This is a genomic window from Bacillus mycoides (assembly GCF_018742245.1).
In the GTDB taxonomy this organism is placed as follows: Bacteria; Bacillota; Bacilli; order Bacillales; family Bacillaceae_G; genus Bacillus_A; species Bacillus_A cereus_U.
The window spans coordinates 2,405,361-2,423,323 of record NZ_CP036132.1 but is presented as its reverse complement, the minus strand read 5'-3'; the positions used below and the strand labels follow the sequence as shown (position 1 = coordinate 2,423,323).

The following is a 17,963-nucleotide window of genomic DNA, read 5'->3' as shown; positions in this document are numbered from 1 at the left end:
TGAAACTTTAATCAGTGGGGAGTTTGTTCCTCCCCATTGATTATTATCCCATACTAATCGGACTTTTACGGGATAAATCTTTTTTAAAGGATTCTACCAAATAAAACACGAAATTTGTAAGTTAAGGAACTAGTAGTTTTGTGAGTGGAAAATTTATGTTTGGAAAGGAAGTTAAAATGAATAATATAGAAAAAGAGATACTTAAACTAATTAATAAACTATATCCATTGGATTTTATTGAAATGAAACCAATAACAAATGAAATGTATCAATGTCTCACAGCACAAGGTACTTACTTCGTTAGAATTACAAACTATAAAACATTTGAAGAGCAATTAGAAGAAGTTACATATACGAACTTTTTATATCAAAAGGGATTAGGAGTCCCCCCCATAATACCTTCTTTAAAGGGGAATTTAGTAGAGAAAATAACATTAGACAAAGAAGTTTTTGCTGTATTATATAAAGCTGCTCCTGGTATACATTTACCAAGAAACGAATGGAATTCTAATGTATTTAAAAAGCTTGGTCAACAAACTGGTAAATTACATCGTGTATCTAAAAATTTTGAAAGTATTGAACCAGTAAAACATATAAACGACTGGTATGAAAATGAAGAGTATAATTTTCTTAACTATATCCCAAAAGAAGAAACTACTATAAGAGAAATTGCATCTGACGTTTTAACTTCTATAAAGGAGCTGCCAAAGTCCACTTCAAATTACGGCTTAATTCATGGAGATTTATGGTTAGAAAACATATTAGTGGACAATGATTTAAATTTAACAATGATTGATTTTCAAGACTGTGAAAAACATTTTTACATATTCGATTTAGCTGTTCCAGTCTATAGCGCGATAGAATATTCTTTCGTTGGGAATGGCAACATAGTCGACTATGAGAATTCTATTACAAATGCAATAATCGACGGATACCAAGAAGAAAATGAGATTCCTAAAGAAATGATAGATCTATTTCCATTGTTTATTAAATTAAAGGAGATATTCGAATATAGTTTAATGCATATGTATTGGAATAAAGAAGAGTTAACTGAGGAACAAGTACGGATAATGAACCTTTATAGAATAAAGATTGAAAAAAGCCATTCTTTAAACACAGTTGGTTTCCTATGAAGTACACCCAATTGTTACATTCAGTTTAACAATTGGGTGTACTTTTCTATAGATAAGTTTTCTTCAAAAGACAAAATACAAGGAGCGAAACGATATTTAATCGTACAGTGGCACCTATTTTTCAATCCATTCAACGGATTTATCTAGCTTAATACCATCCTCGATATTACTTTCTTCCAAAGTATTTGCCCTAGCTTGAATACAAATAAAATAGAGAGGTTCACTTGAATTGTTACGCCAAATTCTTTCCCCCTCTTGTGCCACCCTTATGACAGTACCCTCTTTGATTTCAAGGATTTCATCATCAATCTTGAATTCCCCTTGTCCTTTGACGAAGATATACAGCTCTTCATTTTCTCTATGCTTATGATAAAAGGGCATTGAAATGCCTGGAGGGAAAACATTTAGTGAAACTTCCATCCCTGTACATTGTAAGTCATCTTTAAGAAATACCTTTCCAGGAGCTTTGAATGGATTTCCATTTTTATATTGAAGCAGATTCTCCCACTTTCCTACTTGAACAGCACTAAAATTTTCACCTTCCATTGTTGAATTAACAAATTGACTCATTTGTATTCTCCTCTCATATTTGTTTTTCATGATTTCACTTTTTACTCTCTAATAAATGAATAAATCTTCTCATAAAAAGAAACCGAACAGTCTCTTTTTCACGGTAAAAAAACGGCTCAATTAGCCATAATATGTTATTAAGAAGTTTATTAGTAAAGATTGTTTTTTGCATATTTATTTATCTCTACATTTATTTTATTTAGAATTTCTAAAAAACGAAGCAATCCAATTTTTATTAATTAATATTTATTTAAAATTGTAAATTAAGGCCTCAGCAGCTTCCATCACAATCTCACTTAAAGTTAGTTGAGCATGTGGTGTTAATGCAATATCTTCAACTGTCATGCCTGATTCAATTGCTAAACCCATTTCGGCAATTATTTCTGATGCACTATTACCCACGATTTGAGCACCTACTAATACACCATCTTCTTTACGCACCAATAGCCTCAAGAACCCTTTTCCTTCATTTGATACAAGTGCACGACCGTTTGCTGAAAATGGGGATTGAATCACTTTTACTTCCATGCCTTCTGCCTTTGCTCGCTCTTCAGTATAACCAACTGTAGCTAATTCAGGATTTGTGAAACAAACTGCTGGAATTGCCAAGTAATCAACAAATGATAGTTCACCAGAGATAGCTTCAGCAGCTACTTTCCCTTCGTAAAATGCTTTATGTGCAAGCTGTGGACCAGCAATGATATCTCCTATAGCAAAAATGTTCGGAAGGTTAGTACGGCATTGTTGATCAACTTTTAATAAACCGCGGTCAGAAAACTCAATACCGATTTTTTCAAAACCCATATTTTCAGTATTAGGACGACGGCCAATCGTTACTAATACGTAATCAGCGTCAACTTTCTTTTCTTCACCACCAATTTCGTAGGTAACAATTACACCATTTTCAACTTCTTCAGCACCTTTAGCGGATGCATCTACTATTACTGTAACACCTTTGTTTATAAGGTCTTCTTTCACAATTTGAGTCATTTGTTTATCGAAGCCAGTTAAAATATCTTTACCTCCTTCAATAATTGTTACTATAGAACCGAGGGAAGCGTAAGCAGAGCCCAATTCAGTACCAATGTAACCACCACCGATTACAACCAATTTACTTGGAACTTCAGTTAAACTAAGTGCACCTGTAGAGTTAATCACATGTTTTGTAAATTTAAATGTTGGAATTTCAACTGGGCGTGATCCAGTAGCTATAATTGCATTTTTAAATGTATATGTTTGAGCTGCATCTTTATTGGTTACTCGTATAGTGTTAGCATCCATGAAATAAGCTTCACCTTTTATCACTTCTACTTTATTGCTTTTTAATAACCCTTCTACACCACCTACTAATTTCTTTACAACGTTGTTTTTAAATTCTTGTACTTTTGCAAAATCAACATTTACACCAGAAGAAAAAATACCCCTATCTTCTGAATGCTTTGTTTCCTCAAAGCGATGACCTACAGAAATAAGTGCCTTAGATGGAATGCAGCCGACGTTAGCGCATACGCCACCAAGATTCTCTCTTTCTATAATTGCCACTTGTTTCCCTAATTGTGAAGCTCTTATTGCAGCAACATATCCTCCAGGTCCAGAGCCAATTACGATTGTTTCTATTTCTCTCATATCCTTTTTCACACTCCTCCAAAAATTAGAAACAGGTAGGCCGAAATTGTTCATACTCTACACATTTTTCAATTTACTATTTTGTATTAGTACCATTCTTCTCTCATCCGTTTTTTCATAGTTCCATCATGGAATTTCTATTAAGTGATCACCCCCTCAAAAAAGAAACCGAACAGTCTCTTTTTGGTGATAAAAATTACGGCTTACTTGGCCGTAATTTGTTTTTCCAATTCATCTAAAAGTCGTGACGATACTGTATCAATATAGACTGTATCTTGGTATAAGCGTGACAAGGCAAGTGCTCCTTCAAGAGAAGAAATCCAGATGATAGCAATCTGCTTTGCTTGAGTGTCTGGTTTTAAATCTCCTTGCTCAATTCCATACGTAATAATCTTTTCAATTATTCCAAGTAATTGATTCATCGCTATCTGTGCTTGTTCTGCCATGAGAGGATGGGAATCATCTGCTTCTAACGTTACGTTCATGATTGGACACCCTCCAGGAAGAGGATCATTATGAATGAGAGATGTAAAAACTGAAATAAAAGTTTTTAACTTATCCAACGTATTGGATGCTTTTTTTATCTCTTCGACATAACGCACTCCCATTTGTGAAGTTGCGTGCTGAAAGGCTTGAACAGCCAAGTCATCTTTATTTTTAAAGTGACGATAAATACCACCCTTCTCTAGCCCAGTCTCTCGCATAATATCAGAAATTGAAGAACCACTATACCCCTTTACATTAAACAGAGCAGAGGAACGATCAAGAATCATTCTTTTTGTTAATTCACCTTTACGCATTGTGTCCCCCTAAAAGAAAACGTTTGGTCTCTTTTAAGTATATGACAAATCGAAATGAATTAGCAAGAAAAATAACGGAGAGAATCAATGAGTAAAAAAATAAATGATTCACTATTTTAATAGGGATCAAAATAAATACTTGAAAACATCTTTTATTTACAGAGATTTATTCTCTGCCAATCTAGCTGCACTAATAATAGGAGCCCACTGGAAAATTTCATCTCTTAATAAACCTGTTTTTTTGCAATATATATGTAAATACATTTCAGCTAATTCCACTGAATTCTGTGAATACAATAAGTATGTCCGAAACACATCTGCGCGAATATCACCCGAACTAGCATCAACCCAATCTATAATTTTCATAGCATCATTGCTCATAATTAAATTAAACGGATGAAAATCACCATGACATAATCTAGGTTCAAATATGATTGAATCTAACCTTTTTAATATATTTCCCTTTTGTTTTTCATCCAGATTATGCACGGAGTTAATTTGACGATAAAGTCTCTCTTTCATCGGTTCTATTTCATCCGGGCTCACAGATATAGCATGAATTTTTTGTTGTATACTTACACAAATACTTATGAAATGCTCCGCTTTACTCAAATTATTAAGCAAAAGCTCACCAACACTTTCACCTTCTACATATTCCATAATAATAGCTTGTCTACCTTGTATCTCTGTAACTTCAAATACTTTAGGAACGTGTAAACCACATGAATATGCATACTTTTGTTTTTGTGCTTCGTATAGAGATTCTGTATTAGGGAGGCATTCTTTAAACAATTTCACAACTTTATTATCACAAAGATAAATTTCAGCCGTATTTCCTTTGGCTATCGGATTTCCTAGATTCAATTCATTTCTCTCCTTACAGTAAATTAGAATAACGCCTTATAGTCCTCTATAAATTCAGTGTAATTATACTGAAACCCTTCTTCATGAAAATGAAAAAAACTTACCCCTCCCTATAATTATATAGAAAGTGGTAAGTTTAATTTTCTAGGAATATCGGAATGAAACTCCGGTGTATGCAAAACAGAAAATGAATACCCTTGTTGAATAAACAATACTTCAGTATGTTTACTTTCAAATGGAACACTATTTTTCTTAAAGTTATTTTGGATTTGTTGTAAAAACGCATGATCCGGTGTTCCGAATGAAACATGTACTTTCGGTGGTAAAGCTTTCATCGCGATTGGAATCCACGGTCGCTGCCACCAGGTTGCAACGATATATGCAGTGCCACCTATTACAAAGTTAAAAATATCCCCATCTTCCTTCGTTTTCATGTCTAGATTTGATTTCAACCATTCCGTAAATACAGGTACACTTTTAACCGGAAGACCAATTTCCCTTACGTATAAAATGTTTAACGGTGAATGCGGGACTAATACATCTTCTTTAACATAACTATGTGCAATAATTTCGAGAAGATTTCCATCACCATCTTTAAAGTATAAATTGAATAGACCATTCTCCTCACCAATTGTATGACCATCTTTCCATTTCACAATGAGTAATCCAGACTCTTTAAGCCATTTTTCCGTTTCATGAAACTTTGAATATGGGATCTCAAAAGCGAAATGCGCAGGTGCAATTGGTTCATATACTTCTTGAAAACTAATTGTTGTATACGGTGTTACTTCAAATTGAATATATGATGCGGTTTCTTTTTTTTATTGGAAAAGATAATATGTCTTTATAGACTTGTTTTACCCCTTCTATAGAAACCGTTTGTAGTTTTATATCTGATATATGTGTAATCACTTTACATTCCCCCTTGTTTCTTATTATCTATTCTTATTGTATTACACTTATAAATAGATAAAATCAAACCGAAGGGTGGATTTTTCATGTGAAAACTACAACTTTAGTATGAATATGTTAGCTCCAATTACTTTTTATTTCCTCTATAACAACTTCTGGTTTATCCCAGTGTAACAAATGTGTAGTATCAGAGATTAATTTTACTTTCGCGCCAGTTTTTAACTTGAAAATCCTCACTGTTTTATCTCTATATTCATCCCATATTTGTGGAACTGTAGCTCGAAGCAATATAATATTAGATGGTAACTTCTCGTAAATATCTATCGTTTCATCTTTATGCATACCTCTTATTATATTACCAGCTGTTGTACCTCTCGCATGCCAACATACTTTAATATCCATTTCAATCCCTAGGTCTTTTACAGCAACTTCTAATAATGGAGACCACCTAGTATATGCTTCTTTTTCACTTTTGAAAAATCCACCCCAATTATTAAAAATATATTCTTCAAAATCCTTTTCGTAATACGCGATTTCCTCTTCAAGCGTTTCTTCTTGAAGCCTTTTTGTTTGATATCCACCATCAATAAGAATACTTCCTAGTACTTTTTCTGGATTATTTAATAAATAAAATAGTGCTACAAAACTTCCCCACGAATGTGATAAAAAATAGAAATGTTCAATTCTCAGTTCATTTATTATTTCATTTAACCAGTTTGCTAAATTCAGCATCTCATAATCTTCCGTTCTTTCAAAGGGCGGTGTTTTACCATGCCCAGGTGCATCAATGGAGATAAATCTATACTCTTCCTTTAATTCCTCTGCAATTTCTATAAAACTTAAACTCGTACTACCTAACCCATGTAAACAAAAGATAACGGGCTTTTCATTATTTCCCCACTCAGTAATATGTGCGTTTATTTTTTCGTTGTTAATATAGTAACGTTTCAAAATAATTATCCCCTATATTTCAATTTTTAGATTACCACTTTACCTATTTCTATGATTTTTAAGTTTCCCCTGCATTCTTTTCTACAAAAAAAGCTGATTTTCTTTTAAAGAAAATCAGCTTTTACGTTAAAATACACTATGATTTAACAGCAATAATCATAAACCTTTTTGAATTCGTATGAATACCTTTTTCGGAACTATTAGCGTCAATGAACTTTTGTAAAATATTAAAGTCCTCTTCTTTTTCTCCAAATCTAGGAATAATAGGCGTATGTTTTAATAAGAAAATAAGATCCTCAGGAGTACTGTAATAATCAGTAACATCATATTCACGTACTTGTACGAGTTCAAATCCTGCACTAATAAGTTCACCCATATAATTATCTTTTAACGTACCATCTCTTTCACCTAAACATTGCCCTCTACCAAATGCTTCTTTAAGATTTAATTTATCATGTTCGCTAACTTGTTGTGTTAAGAAAAAAGCACCTTTTTTCATTACTTTTGCCAATTCAGATGCTACAAACGGCGCATGACAACTTGAAGTAATATCAAAATGAGCATGCGGAAACGTTAAAAATTCCGAATCCATTTGAAGAAATTCAACATTTTTTACACCTGCTTTATTCAAATTGGAATGTGCTGTTTTGATCATTCCATTAGAATTATCTATTCCAATCAGTAATGCAGCTGAAGATGCTATTTTTAATATATTCTCTCCTCCACCTGTGCCAACATCAAGTAGAATATCTGATGGTTTACATCTTTCTTGCACTTCGCCATAAAAGTCCCAAGTGTCACCTACAGTTTCACACTTTAGCTTACTAAAGTCCCACCCATTTAATCGTCCCACTTTATCATAAAAACTTTTATACTCTAATTCATTCATTTTATTATTTCCCCTTTGTAAAAATGCATTAACTGTTTAGATGATTCTCGAAATAGACTCATAGTTGATATTATCGTGAAAGGGCCTACGTCTTCTTTTATATCTGCTACGCATTTTTTCAGCCCCGAACAACTAGTTACTTCGAACGATACAGCATTTCATCTATATCACCTCATCTGGAAGACTGCATATATAATAACCTATAACACTATTTAATTATATATTATAAAATACAAATTATTAAAACGATATGTTTCGACAAATCCCATTTAGTTTACATAATAATATTATAGTTTATTTTTATCGATATATTCTAAATGTCCTCTTCCCCAACCACACATACTATCCAAAACAATACTGACTGTTTTTCCATGCTCAGTTAAGCTATATTCCACTTTAGGTGGTATTTCTTGATAAATTTCGCGTTTTATTAGTTGATCGTGCTCTAATTCACGAAGCTGCTTCGCTAATGTTCCTTGAGAAATGCCTGGTATTAATCTCTTTAATTCACCAAACCGTTTCGTTCCATCTGTTAATAATATAAATAAAATGAGTGGCTTCCATTTCCCACCGATTATTTGTAATGTCGCTATTACCCCTTTTAATTTCGGTTCCTCTAAATTCACTTTCCTCACCACTCCCCTCAAATCATAAATTATAATGAGTAATTTTTTATATTATGTATCCATATAACAAGCGATTAGTACGAAATTTGCGACTATGTACATATAAAGTGCGTACTTTTCACTTGCAATCTTTTAGCGAATAATAAAAGCATAGCAGTTTTATTTTAAAGTTTTTATTAAAGGAGGGGCTAAAATATGTCTATTACTACATTAAAAGATACTCGTATCGTTATCATTGGTGGAAGCTCTGGTATTGGATTAGCAACAGCAAAACAAGCAATTGAACAAGGAGCACATGTTATTATTGCAGGACGCTCGGAAGAAAAATTAATGCTTGCTCGAGAAGTAATAAATAACAACCACCTTCAAACTTATGTATTGGATAACCAAGATAAAAACCAATTACAAGATTTTTTCAAGAAAGTTGGGAATTTTGATCATTTATTCACACCAGGAGCCTCTTACACACTTGGACCAATAACTGCTACGGATGATATCGCCGAAAGCAGCTTTATCGGAAAGTTTTGGCCACAATATTATGCCGTAAGATATGCAATTCCTTTTCTCTCAAACTCTGGATCTATTGTATTAATGTCCGGTGCATTTAGTCAGCGGCCACTTAAAGGAGCGCCTGCTTACGGAGCTTGTAATGGCGCTATTGAAAGTTTAGGAAAAGCTTTAGCTGTTGAATTAGCTCCAATTAGAGTTAATGTTGTTTCTCCTGGAACGATACGAAGAGAGAATGAACAAAACGAAAATAGACTAGCTGCTTATGAAGCTTATAAATCTCTTTCTCTTGTACAGAGACCTGGGCATAATGATGAAATTGCACATACTGTACTATATTTAATGCAAAATAGTTTTACTACGGGTAATGTGTTGTTTCCTGATGGAGGATACACATATCATTAATTTAAGGTTCAACTGTAAATTATCTTGAAGGTTTTTATTTAAACACAATTTCCAGTAGGTATAAAATTTTTTAACTGCCTCCACTTATTTTCGTAATTTTAAATTTAGTTGATAAATCAAACCGACAAGCCCTTTAGCTATACATTTTTGAGCACAATAAAATAAAAAAAGGCATAAAATATGCCTTTTTTTACTTATTTGTTAATTGGATAACAAACCTCTGTAACCCACTTATTAGGATCCGATTCCATCGCTGGGCTAACATGATAAATATTAAACATCGGGCCTGCTATTTCATATCCTTCCGCCTCAATCCATTTTGCCGCTGCTTCATTTACGTTTATCATTTGTTCATAATTTCCGTTTACTGTTATAGATGCTACCTTGATTGGCTCTATCTTTTTAAAATGAACATCTTTTGTATTTTCATACTTCCCTAAAATATTTAGCTGTATTTCTACATCTACATCATTTTCTTTATATTCTTGATCATGGAAGACAGCAATGCTATTAATCGGATTAGCTATACTAATATTTTTAAAATGAATTTCCTTCATTAATATACTCCATAATTCCCCTTCACAATTATATGATGGAATAACCTTTCTAACACTAGCTACATTTCTTTCTGAAATTTCCTTTATTGAAATATGATAGTTCATCTCAACAACATCCTCTCTCATCGTTTTCATTGAGTCTTCGAGGAGACGTAATTGTTTTTGGAGGTTATTCATGTCTTCTTTAATTTGAGTACTACGATTTAGAAATTGCTCCTTTATACTATCTATATTATCGCATTCTATTATTTCTTTAATGGTAGCGATATTAAACCCCATATCTTTTAACGTTTGGATTCGATTTACTTTCTTTAATTGAGCTGCTGAATAATATCGATAACCACTTTGCTCATCGACTTTTACTGGCTGTAATAGCTCCACTTTATCATAATGTCTCAACATACGTATACTAATGGAAGATAGTTTTGAAAAATCTCCAATTTTAAACATGGTTTCCTCCTAAAAATTCTATCTACTTCGAAGCTCAACTTTAGCTTAAACAATGACATTGTGTGAGAGTCAACTATTTTTAACAACTTAAATTATATTTCTTCAATTATTTACCCTTATACTTTCTTACTCCTCAAGGCTATAAATATTGATATTAGTCCGTTCACAGCTAATAAAATTACTGTAATACTAGCGAGTAAAGCTACATCTGCTGCAAACAATTTAGTCGTATGCCACGGTGAATTTGTGCAATAAATAAGAAGTGGGATCAAAATAATAGATAATAGTAGAAAAATACTCCCAGCGAACAGCCAAGTTAGTTTTTTACAAGTTTTCTTATGTTTATACTTTTTCACTAACATAATTGATGTAATAATGAGTGAGAGTGTGACTATCGACATAACAATTTGTGTGAATGGTATGTTTTTAGGGATATCACCAGGTTTTTCCCCATTCAAAATACTAATAATCCCCTTTTTCAATACCGTTAGTGCTGTTTCTTCTAATACATGATTTTTATTCGTTAAAATCACACCAGCCCAGCCACTTTTATTTAAAGTAAACATTTCTGCACGAGCATCAGGCGTTGATCCTGAATGCCAAACCATCGTTTCGCTTTCATTTATATTTGTTGTTCTTAATCCAAACCCATAACTTTTTTCTGAATTTATTTTATAAAGTGGTGATAGATAAAGATCCATGCTTTCTTTCTTTAAAAATTGAGTGTGGTCTTGGTGATTCAAAAACATTATAAATTGAATCATATCTTCCAAATTCGCGGTAATATAACCATACGGTGCTCCAGCATTATCATAAGACACTACACTTTTTCTTGGTATACCAAACAACGACTGATAACCTGTTAAATAGCCTTTTTCGTATGCACTTTCTTTATTTGCCGCTGCGCCATTCATTTTTAAAGGCTGAAAAACATGCTTTTCTATATATGAAGAATATGTTTCATTTGTGACTGCCTCAATAAGGGCACCAAGTATCATATAATTTGCATTACTATATTGATATTTTTCCCCTGGTGGGGCATTTAATTTTACTTTTGAAAGTTTCATTACATTTTCCTTTAATGCTTTAGAACTCTTCAATTGTTTATCTGATAATGCTAAGCCTTCATATGTGTTTATTCCACTTGTATGAGTTAGTAGATGTTGGATTGTTATATTTGAAGTTGATTGTGTATCTTTTAGTTTAAACGAAGGAAGATGTTGTTGAACTGAATCCTCTAATTTTATTTTTTTATCTTCTATTAACTTGACTATAGCTAAAGCTGTTAAAGATTTACTTATTGAGCCAATCGCAAATGGGGTTTTACTAGTTACCTTTTTTTCAGACTCCCCAGTAATCCCCCATGTTTTTGTAAAGAATACATCTTTATGATGTACAATTGCAACGGAAGCTCCAGGAATGTTCTGTTCCTTTATAAATTTTTCAATATACTTATCTAATGTAACTTTAATATTTTGCTGAGCATAAACTTTTGGATGTACGATACATAATATTAATACATTACAAAGAATACAAATTTGAAATAGTTTATAGATAGTTTTCTTCATTATACTTTAGATAGCTTTCTTTTTTTATAACTTACTAGGCTAATAAATACTAATATAGAGAGCGTAAAACTAAACATTATTAATACATAGTTCCACCATTGATTCTCTGCTATACGATATAAAAGATTATAATTAAATGTATTTTTGCTATTAGTTCCGTTAAACGATTCAGTTAAAAATAGTGAAAGTGTAGTTTGTGAGATGAGGTAAGTAATAACTGCGATGAATATGCCACCTAAGATAAATGTGCTCGAATTTCCCTTTTCATTTTGAAGTTGTCTCATTTTAACTTGTAGGTCAATTTCATTTATTTCTAAAAAATCTTGAACAAATAATTGAGGCGTACCTAGATCATTTATACTATCCTCCCCATTTTCACGACATTCTTGAATATGCTCTAATATTTGTTGCTTAATATTTTCCCTTTCTTCTAAGCTGATATCGTATTGCTTTAATTCCTTAAGTACGTCAGTTAAAAATTGATTTTCTTTACCGTTTAATTCATTCCTCATTTCAGAAGGTCTCCTTTCAAACCACTTTTTAATAATGTTTGAATATCAGATTGTAATTCTAACCACTCATTAATTTTCTTCTCAAGACGTATTTTCCCGTTTTCATTAATTTCATAATAGATTCTAACTTTACCACTGTCTGTTACTTCTTGATAAGTATTTACCCACTCTTGATTTTTTAACTTAGTTAAAATAGGGTAAATACTTCCTACTCCTTTCAATTTTAAATTGTGTACTTCAAGTTCTTTCATAATTTCATAACCATAACTTTTCTTTTTCGACAAAATAGATAACACACACATTTCTAAATGACCTTTAATTAAACTTGTTTTGTCCATAGGATAAATTTAACAGAAATATATACTTCATTCAAGTATATATTTCTGTTAAATCTAAAAATTATAATAATTATACAATCACTAAAAAAGTAGCATATTCCTTTTGTTATTATCCAAATAACCTAAATTATTATCCCCAAAAAACATTTTTATACGTCAATAATTATATAATAAATGATTATAATTAACGATTTAAAACTAACTCTCACAGATAAATTATTTACATCTTAGAAAGACTAACAAAACTTAAACATAAATGCCAACCTGTAATACCTTTCAGTTTAAAATTTAAGAATAATTTATATTTGTATTACAAATAGATTTTTCTTGCTCTATTATCTAACTACCTTAACACGTTTAAAGAAACTCTTCTTCAACATAAAAACTCATTTGCAGATTATTGCAAATGAGTTTTTAATCCCTAACTGACCACTATTTTTTATTCTTCTTAATTTAATTATTTTTCTCCAGACATTCATAAACTGCCATCATTTCTCGCTTATTCAACTCACGAATTCGATTAAATATTGGAATGTCTGCAACATCCTCAGTTCGTAAGCTTTCATCCACAACATCACTAACTTTTCCAGTTAACCATGTTTGTACATCCACGCCCTCAACAATTTCTTTAAGCCCTTCATCATTAATACCACTTGCATTACAAGTTATACATGGAATTGTTAATTTAAACACGCCATCATGTAGATTATCTTCGGTTATAACTTTTTTTCCGTTACAGAATGGGCATGGGTTGCTTTTTTTTATTTTATTAATTTGGGTAACTAATTTTTTATAACCAAATGCTTCATACACATATGTTAATTTTTTATATTTTCCATTTGTGAAATACTTATCTATGATAGTTTCTCTTGTTTCATTGATATTTTGGAAATCACAAATAGTCACCTTATTATTATTGCTGATTGATTCGATATTACCTTTAATTTCGCCCCAGAATGGTAAAACATTTTGTAACACCATTTCATAGTTTGAAAAGCTTGCTTGTTCTAATTCAAACATTTTCAGTGCGACTTGTGTTTTCCTAGGCAGTAAAGAGACATCTTCTGTCATAATCATATTGTCACCTACGATAGATTTCAATTTGATGAGTACAGGTAAATCTCCTACAATTTTTATTATTTCATTAAGCGGCTGATTGATAATTTCACGAATATCTGTATCTCCAAATTTAAGTGGTTTTTGGTGATTTAATACAGTTGCCTCACAAATTGGACATGTCATCATTTCTTTAGAAGTTTTAATATCTTCTTTAATAGCTGCTTTTGAAATAACAATATATCCGCCAATAATTGTATTAAATCCTACCCATGTTCTACGTGTCTTGCCTTTCTTATCATAAAATGACTTATCAAAATAGCCGTACCAAAATGTATGTTTTTCTTCCTCAGACATATCGTTATAGCTCTTTGACAAATCATGACCAAGCTCATTTTTAATTTCTTCAAATAGAAATTCTATTTTTTCATATTGATAAAATTTTAATACTTTCATAATTTCCGGATCGAATAGACCATCCCAAAATGGAACATTTTTATCTTGAATTGTAATTTCTTTATCAAAAACTTCAATTTGAAGACGTCCCGAACATGATGGGCAATGATTATCCTGAGAATAAAAATCGAAGCTTCTCGTATCTTTATTAGTCGGATGAGCAGCTACAATATGATTGATCAATCCACCAATTTCATATAAGAAACTATATTGACTATACAAATGTCTTTCGAGATCAATAGCAACTACAGGTGCAATTGTATCAGATTCGTATTCACCGTAAATTAAACGCGCCATTGATGATAAGCTTTTTAATATGCCACCCTTATAGATGTTTTCTGCATTTTTAAAATAATCAATATGATTTTCTTCTAAGTAATTAATTCCATTTTGTTGATTCAGTGTTGAAGAAATATGTATTTGCTCAGCATTATTCACACTGCTTTTTTGACGATAATAATCCTCATGAATTAATACATCAAGATGCTCTATAGATTCAAGCTGTCTTTTTCCAAAATCGACAATATAATCAGAACTTTCTAGCATGTAACTGTTATGCTCAATCATTATGATAGAGACTGATTCATCTTGTAATATCCCTCTAACACTATCTATAAATTGATTTAAAATATTTTGCGATAAACCTTTTGAAGGCTCATCAAAAATAAACAATGTATGTGGATTTCTTGTTTTTGCAAATAACTCAGAAACTAAATGAACACATTGAAACTCACCCGTTGATAATGTTTGTGTTTTTCGTTCTAATGTTAAATAGCCCAGTCCTAATTTGATTAGTAGGCTCAAGCGTTTATACGCAATATCTTCGTTTGGAATTTCATCAATAATATCCTCAATTGAGCGCTCAAAAATATCATCAATTTCTTCACTATACTTTGTCAGTTTCTTTTTAATATCTAAGAAAGTTGCTACAGTTGATCGACTTGTAATCGATTGGTTTCGATCTTGCCCTACCATAACTAGTTTATCTTTTGGATATCGTTTCAAGAAATCTGTAGCTAAACACTCATTGACAAGTGTAGATTTCCCGCATCCAGACTCTCCTGTAACAGTTACAAGTCTATTTTTAGGAATCTGAAACTCAGTCATTTGGATATTTCGGCAATATAATTCATGGAATGTATAATATTCTGTTGGCATTTTGTAATTTCGTTCCGATAGTATTGGCTTTGGCCTTGGTGATTCTTTTACGATTTTTCCACCATATTTTCCACTACCAGGTCCGAAGAACATTTGCTCATCCGTTGTATCCAGTACTGTATCTGAATGATCAATGAGCCAAATTTGATTTTTGTACCCTAATTTTCCGATCGCTTCTAATATTTGTAATAATGTTTCGTGATCAAGCCCCACGGAAATCTCATCAATAATAATTACAGCATTTTCACTTACTGCCATGAATTCAGCTAAGTAAAGTCGTGTTAATTCTCCACCTGACAACGTACCCATAATTCGATTTAATGTTAAATAACCAATGTTCATATTGATAATATTTTGCAGTATATGTTGTTTTGCTTCACTAATATTTAATTCTTCTGCTAGTGAAAGAATAGATTCAACACTTAAATCGTTAATATCCGAAATTGTATGTGATTCAGCAAATAACTCAATAGTACGTTGTTCAACTTCTTCACTATAACGTTTCCCCTTACATTTTTTACACTCAATATTTTTAGTAGTACCACGCCCTTTACAGCCAGCACACCAACCTAATTGATTATTAAATGAAAAGACTTCAGGAGAAAGATTAAATTCTTCCGCTAATTTTTCACGAATCTCTTTAAAAACACCTGTATGAGTACCAATCGTCGAACGCGGATTGGAAGAAATTGATGATTTCCCTAAAAAAAGTACTAAAGGCATTTCTTCCATTTTAATTGCACTAAAATTAGTTTCCATAATATTAGGAAATAAATATTGATATTCAGCCTTTGGCAATAAGGAAACTAGACGCTTCTTTGATTCTTCACCAATTGTTTGACAAAGAGTTGTTTTTCCAGATCCAGATAAACCAGCAATACCAAGTGATTTATTAAACGGAATAACAGTATCAAGTTTATTTATGTTATTAGCAATTAATTGATTTACTTTCATATTAACCTCTATTCTTATTTTTCCACAAAATCATTTTTACAATATAATAATTACATAATGAATATTACCTATTATACAATTATCCTCTCACTTCTTGAATCTTATCCTTGTATTTTTCGAACCATTGTTGCCATTCGTTTTTAGAAAATTCCTTCTCTTCCTCTTCTAAAACTGAAGAAAAAAGGTCAAGACAAATATGCCAACCAGCTATATCTTTTGGTGTATGATCAGTTAATTCATGAATGTATTCTTTAAGTAGTAAAAGAGAACCATTTTCCTCTTTATGTATTTCAAATCGGACACGATCTTTATCCCATGTGAATTCAAGTACTGAATTTAGTTGGCACTCTAAAATATCAATATTTAAAAATGAACCATCCATCATGTCGAACTTTATAATTCCACCTGTTTTAAGGTTTTCAATCTGTAAATTAGACATCCATTTTTTAAGCTTGCTGTTTTCAGTTAAAACAGACCAAACTTCCTCTATTGTATAAGGAAATTGGCGTTCAAATTTTATAATATAGCCATCAGTTTGTTTCTCTATTTGAGCTAACATATTTATTTCCTCCTACTCTTGTATAGAATGTATGTTCCTGTTTTATTTTACACGAATTTATGTATAAAAGAAATCTCTATGGCAATGAAATATTAATTTAATGTGTGAATGGTATCTTGAACATTGATTGATTTATTATATATTCTCTCCATGTGTTTATTACAATAGGCGTACCTCAACATTTCCGCAAAAAAATTCAACATGAGAAAACGTTGATTTATTTACTTTATATGATATTTCCATTAAATATTTAAAAGCAATTTCCTTTAAGATAAATGGTGTTAATAAGAGCTAATATAGTATTCAAATCAAGTTATGTAATGTTCAAAATCACTTATTATGTATGTCTAATTCCTTGCTAAACGTAGGTTTACAAAACAAATAAAAAAAGCCGCATTTGCGACTCATGAACTGATAGAACTAACACCTATTTTAGGTGAATGACTTACCTTTTAATCGCGTCAACAATTAGCGATGAAAAACCAAGTTTATCGCCTCTATTTCTAGAATCATACCTTTTCGAACGGAAAATAACGCCGTCATTCGCATCCCATTCTGTGTAATAAAATTGACCATTTTCATCACAATATTCAAGTAAAACTACCTCAAATCCAGCAATTTCAAACATTTTCGTTAATGTTTTATAATTATGTACGATTTTATGGCTTGCAGCTGGGTGGTCTTTCGGGCCAGGGCCGCCTATTTGAACTATATTTTGGTAGGTTTCATCTCGGAAAAATGCATCAGGCACTCCGCACCGAATATGACCTGATGGCTTTAAAAATTTATAACAAATTTCAGCTGCTTTTACACCTTCTTCAAAAGTAAGATGTTCCCATACATGCTCTGCTAAAATAGCTGAAATGGAATTGTATTCAAATCTTTCTTCCCAAGTGGTATTGTCTAGTAAATTAAGTTCATCTTCTTGCGTTTGAACCCAACCTGGATTATTATTAAATACTCCAGCTCCGACTACTACTCTAATTTCGTCTTGCTTAATTGCCATCACTTTCACCTCATAAATCTTTTAATATATTCTATGTTTACTATACATTTTCCTTTTTCAACTAAA

General features: G+C 31.8%; 16 protein-coding genes and 1 pseudogene. 2 read left to right on the top strand and 15 right to left on the bottom strand.

The window, feature by feature from the left end:
* Window positions 1-155: 155 nt before the first annotated feature.
* Window positions 156-1,133, top strand: coding sequence for a phosphotransferase enzyme family protein (locus EXW56_RS12250; protein ID WP_215597523.1), 978 nt, complete (start codon window positions 156-158; stop codon window positions 1,131-1,133).
* Between the two features lie 114 nt (window positions 1,134-1,247).
* On the opposite strand, the gene EXW56_RS12245 is transcribed toward EXW56_RS12250, so the two are convergent.
* The 8 genes and pseudogenes from EXW56_RS12245 to EXW56_RS12210 form a co-directional block, all read right to left on the bottom strand.
* Window positions 1,248-1,703, bottom strand: a complete 456-nt coding sequence (locus tag EXW56_RS12245) for a cupin domain-containing protein (protein ID WP_215597522.1) — start codon at window positions 1,701-1,703, stop codon at window positions 1,248-1,250.
* Window positions 1,704-1,949: 246 nt separating this feature from the next.
* Entirely contained in the window at window positions 1,950-3,329 is a 1,380-nt protein-coding gene (lpdA, locus tag EXW56_RS12240) for a dihydrolipoyl dehydrogenase (protein ID WP_215558516.1), read from the bottom strand.
* Between the two features lie 203 nt (window positions 3,330-3,532).
* Window positions 3,533-4,129: a TetR/AcrR family transcriptional regulator gene (locus EXW56_RS12235; protein ID WP_215558515.1), complete on the bottom strand. Its 597-nt coding sequence runs from the start codon at window positions 4,127-4,129 to the stop codon at window positions 3,533-3,535.
* A 156-nt stretch (window positions 4,130-4,285) separates the two neighbouring features.
* Window positions 4,286-4,993 (bottom strand): phosphotransferase family protein, encoded by a 708-nt coding sequence (locus EXW56_RS12230; protein ID WP_215597521.1) that lies wholly within the window; start codon window positions 4,991-4,993, stop codon window positions 4,286-4,288.
* Between the two features lie 116 nt (window positions 4,994-5,109).
* A pseudogene (locus EXW56_RS12225) lies at window positions 5,110-5,905 on the bottom strand (VOC family protein).
* Between the two features lie 117 nt (window positions 5,906-6,022).
* Window positions 6,023-6,856 (bottom strand): alpha/beta fold hydrolase, encoded by an 834-nt coding sequence (locus tag EXW56_RS12220; protein ID WP_215558512.1) that lies wholly within the window; start codon window positions 6,854-6,856, stop codon window positions 6,023-6,025.
* A gap of 136 nt (window positions 6,857-6,992) precedes the next feature.
* Window positions 6,993-7,745, bottom strand: a complete 753-nt coding sequence (locus tag EXW56_RS12215; RefSeq protein WP_215597520.1) for a class I SAM-dependent methyltransferase — start codon at window positions 7,743-7,745, stop codon at window positions 6,993-6,995.
* A gap of 287 nt (window positions 7,746-8,032) precedes the next feature.
* On the bottom strand, window positions 8,033-8,380 hold the full coding sequence (locus EXW56_RS12210) for a winged helix-turn-helix transcriptional regulator (RefSeq protein WP_002085409.1): 348 nt from the start codon (window positions 8,378-8,380) through the stop codon (window positions 8,033-8,035).
* A 186-nt stretch (window positions 8,381-8,566) separates the two neighbouring features.
* Here EXW56_RS12210 and EXW56_RS12205 point away from each other — a divergent pair, with 186 nt between their 5' ends.
* A complete protein-coding gene (locus EXW56_RS12205) occupies window positions 8,567-9,283 on the top strand; it encodes an SDR family oxidoreductase (protein WP_215597519.1) in 717 nt (238 codons plus the stop codon).
* Between the two features lie 194 nt (window positions 9,284-9,477).
* Here the strand turns inward: EXW56_RS12205 and EXW56_RS12200 are convergent, their stop codons facing one another.
* The 7 genes from EXW56_RS12200 to EXW56_RS12170 form a co-directional block, all read right to left on the bottom strand.
* On the bottom strand, window positions 9,478-10,290 hold the full coding sequence (locus EXW56_RS12200; protein WP_215597518.1) for a MerR family transcriptional regulator: 813 nt from the start codon (window positions 10,288-10,290) through the stop codon (window positions 9,478-9,480).
* A gap of 116 nt (window positions 10,291-10,406) precedes the next feature.
* Window positions 10,407-11,858: a serine hydrolase domain-containing protein gene (locus tag EXW56_RS12195; protein ID WP_131232146.1), complete on the bottom strand. Its 1,452-nt coding sequence runs from the start codon at window positions 11,856-11,858 to the stop codon at window positions 10,407-10,409.
* On the bottom strand, window positions 11,858-12,370 hold the full coding sequence (locus tag EXW56_RS12190) for a DUF1129 domain-containing protein (protein WP_002168325.1): 513 nt from the start codon (window positions 12,368-12,370) through the stop codon (window positions 11,858-11,860). The genes EXW56_RS12195 and EXW56_RS12190 overlap by 1 nt, the downstream gene beginning before the upstream one ends.
* Window positions 12,367-12,708 carry a PadR family transcriptional regulator gene (locus EXW56_RS12185; RefSeq protein ID WP_002032268.1) on the bottom strand — a complete coding sequence of 114 codons (342 nt, stop codon included), beginning with the start codon at window positions 12,706-12,708 and terminating at the stop codon, window positions 12,367-12,369. Before EXW56_RS12185 ends, EXW56_RS12190 begins: the two co-directional genes overlap by 4 nt.
* A gap of 453 nt (window positions 12,709-13,161) precedes the next feature.
* Window positions 13,162-16,332 (bottom strand): ATP-binding cassette domain-containing protein, encoded by a 3,171-nt coding sequence (locus tag EXW56_RS12180; RefSeq protein ID WP_215597517.1) that lies wholly within the window; start codon window positions 16,330-16,332, stop codon window positions 13,162-13,164.
* Between the two features lie 79 nt (window positions 16,333-16,411).
* A complete protein-coding gene (locus EXW56_RS12175; RefSeq protein ID WP_215558507.1) occupies window positions 16,412-16,891 on the bottom strand; it encodes an SRPBCC family protein in 480 nt (159 codons plus the stop codon).
* Window positions 16,892-17,336: 445 nt separating this feature from the next.
* Complete coding sequence (locus EXW56_RS12170; protein WP_215597516.1) at window positions 17,337-17,900, bottom strand: class I SAM-dependent methyltransferase; 564 nt, start codon at window positions 17,898-17,900, stop codon at window positions 17,337-17,339.
* Between the last annotated feature and the right edge of the window lie 63 nt (window positions 17,901-17,963).

Coding starts and splice junctions, on each gene's coding strand:
- EXW56_RS12250 (WP_215597523.1), top strand. CDS start 156: ATGTTTGGAAAGGAAGTTAAAATGAATAATATAGAAAAAGAGATACTT.
- EXW56_RS12245 (WP_215597522.1), bottom strand. CDS start 1,703: ATGAGTCAATTTGTTAATTCAACAATGGAAGGTGAAAATTTTAGTGCT.
- lpdA (WP_215558516.1), bottom strand. CDS start 3,329: ATGAGAGAAATAGAAACAATCGTAATTGGCTCTGGACCTGGAGGATAT.
- EXW56_RS12235 (WP_215558515.1), bottom strand. CDS start 4,129: ATGCGTAAAGGTGAATTAACAAAAAGAATGATTCTTGATCGTTCCTCT.
- EXW56_RS12215 (WP_215597520.1), bottom strand. CDS start 7,745: ATGAATGAATTAGAGTATAAAAGTTTTTATGATAAAGTGGGACGATTA.
- EXW56_RS12205 (WP_215597519.1), top strand. CDS start 8,567: ATGTCTATTACTACATTAAAAGATACTCGTATCGTTATCATTGGTGGA.
- EXW56_RS12200 (WP_215597518.1), bottom strand. CDS start 10,290: ATGTTTAAAATTGGAGATTTTTCAAAACTATCTTCCATTAGTATACGT.
- EXW56_RS12195 (WP_131232146.1), bottom strand. CDS start 11,858: ATGAAGAAAACTATCTATAAACTATTTCAAATTTGTATTCTTTGTAAT.
- EXW56_RS12190 (WP_002168325.1), bottom strand. CDS start 12,370: ATGAGGAATGAATTAAACGGTAAAGAAAATCAATTTTTAACTGACGTA.
- EXW56_RS12185 (WP_002032268.1), bottom strand. CDS start 12,708: ATGGACAAAACAAGTTTAATTAAAGGTCATTTAGAAATGTGTGTGTTA.
- EXW56_RS12180 (WP_215597517.1), bottom strand. CDS start 16,332: ATGAAAGTAAATCAATTAATTGCTAATAACATAAATAAACTTGATACT.
- EXW56_RS12175 (WP_215558507.1), bottom strand. CDS start 16,891: ATGTTAGCTCAAATAGAGAAACAAACTGATGGCTATATTATAAAATTT.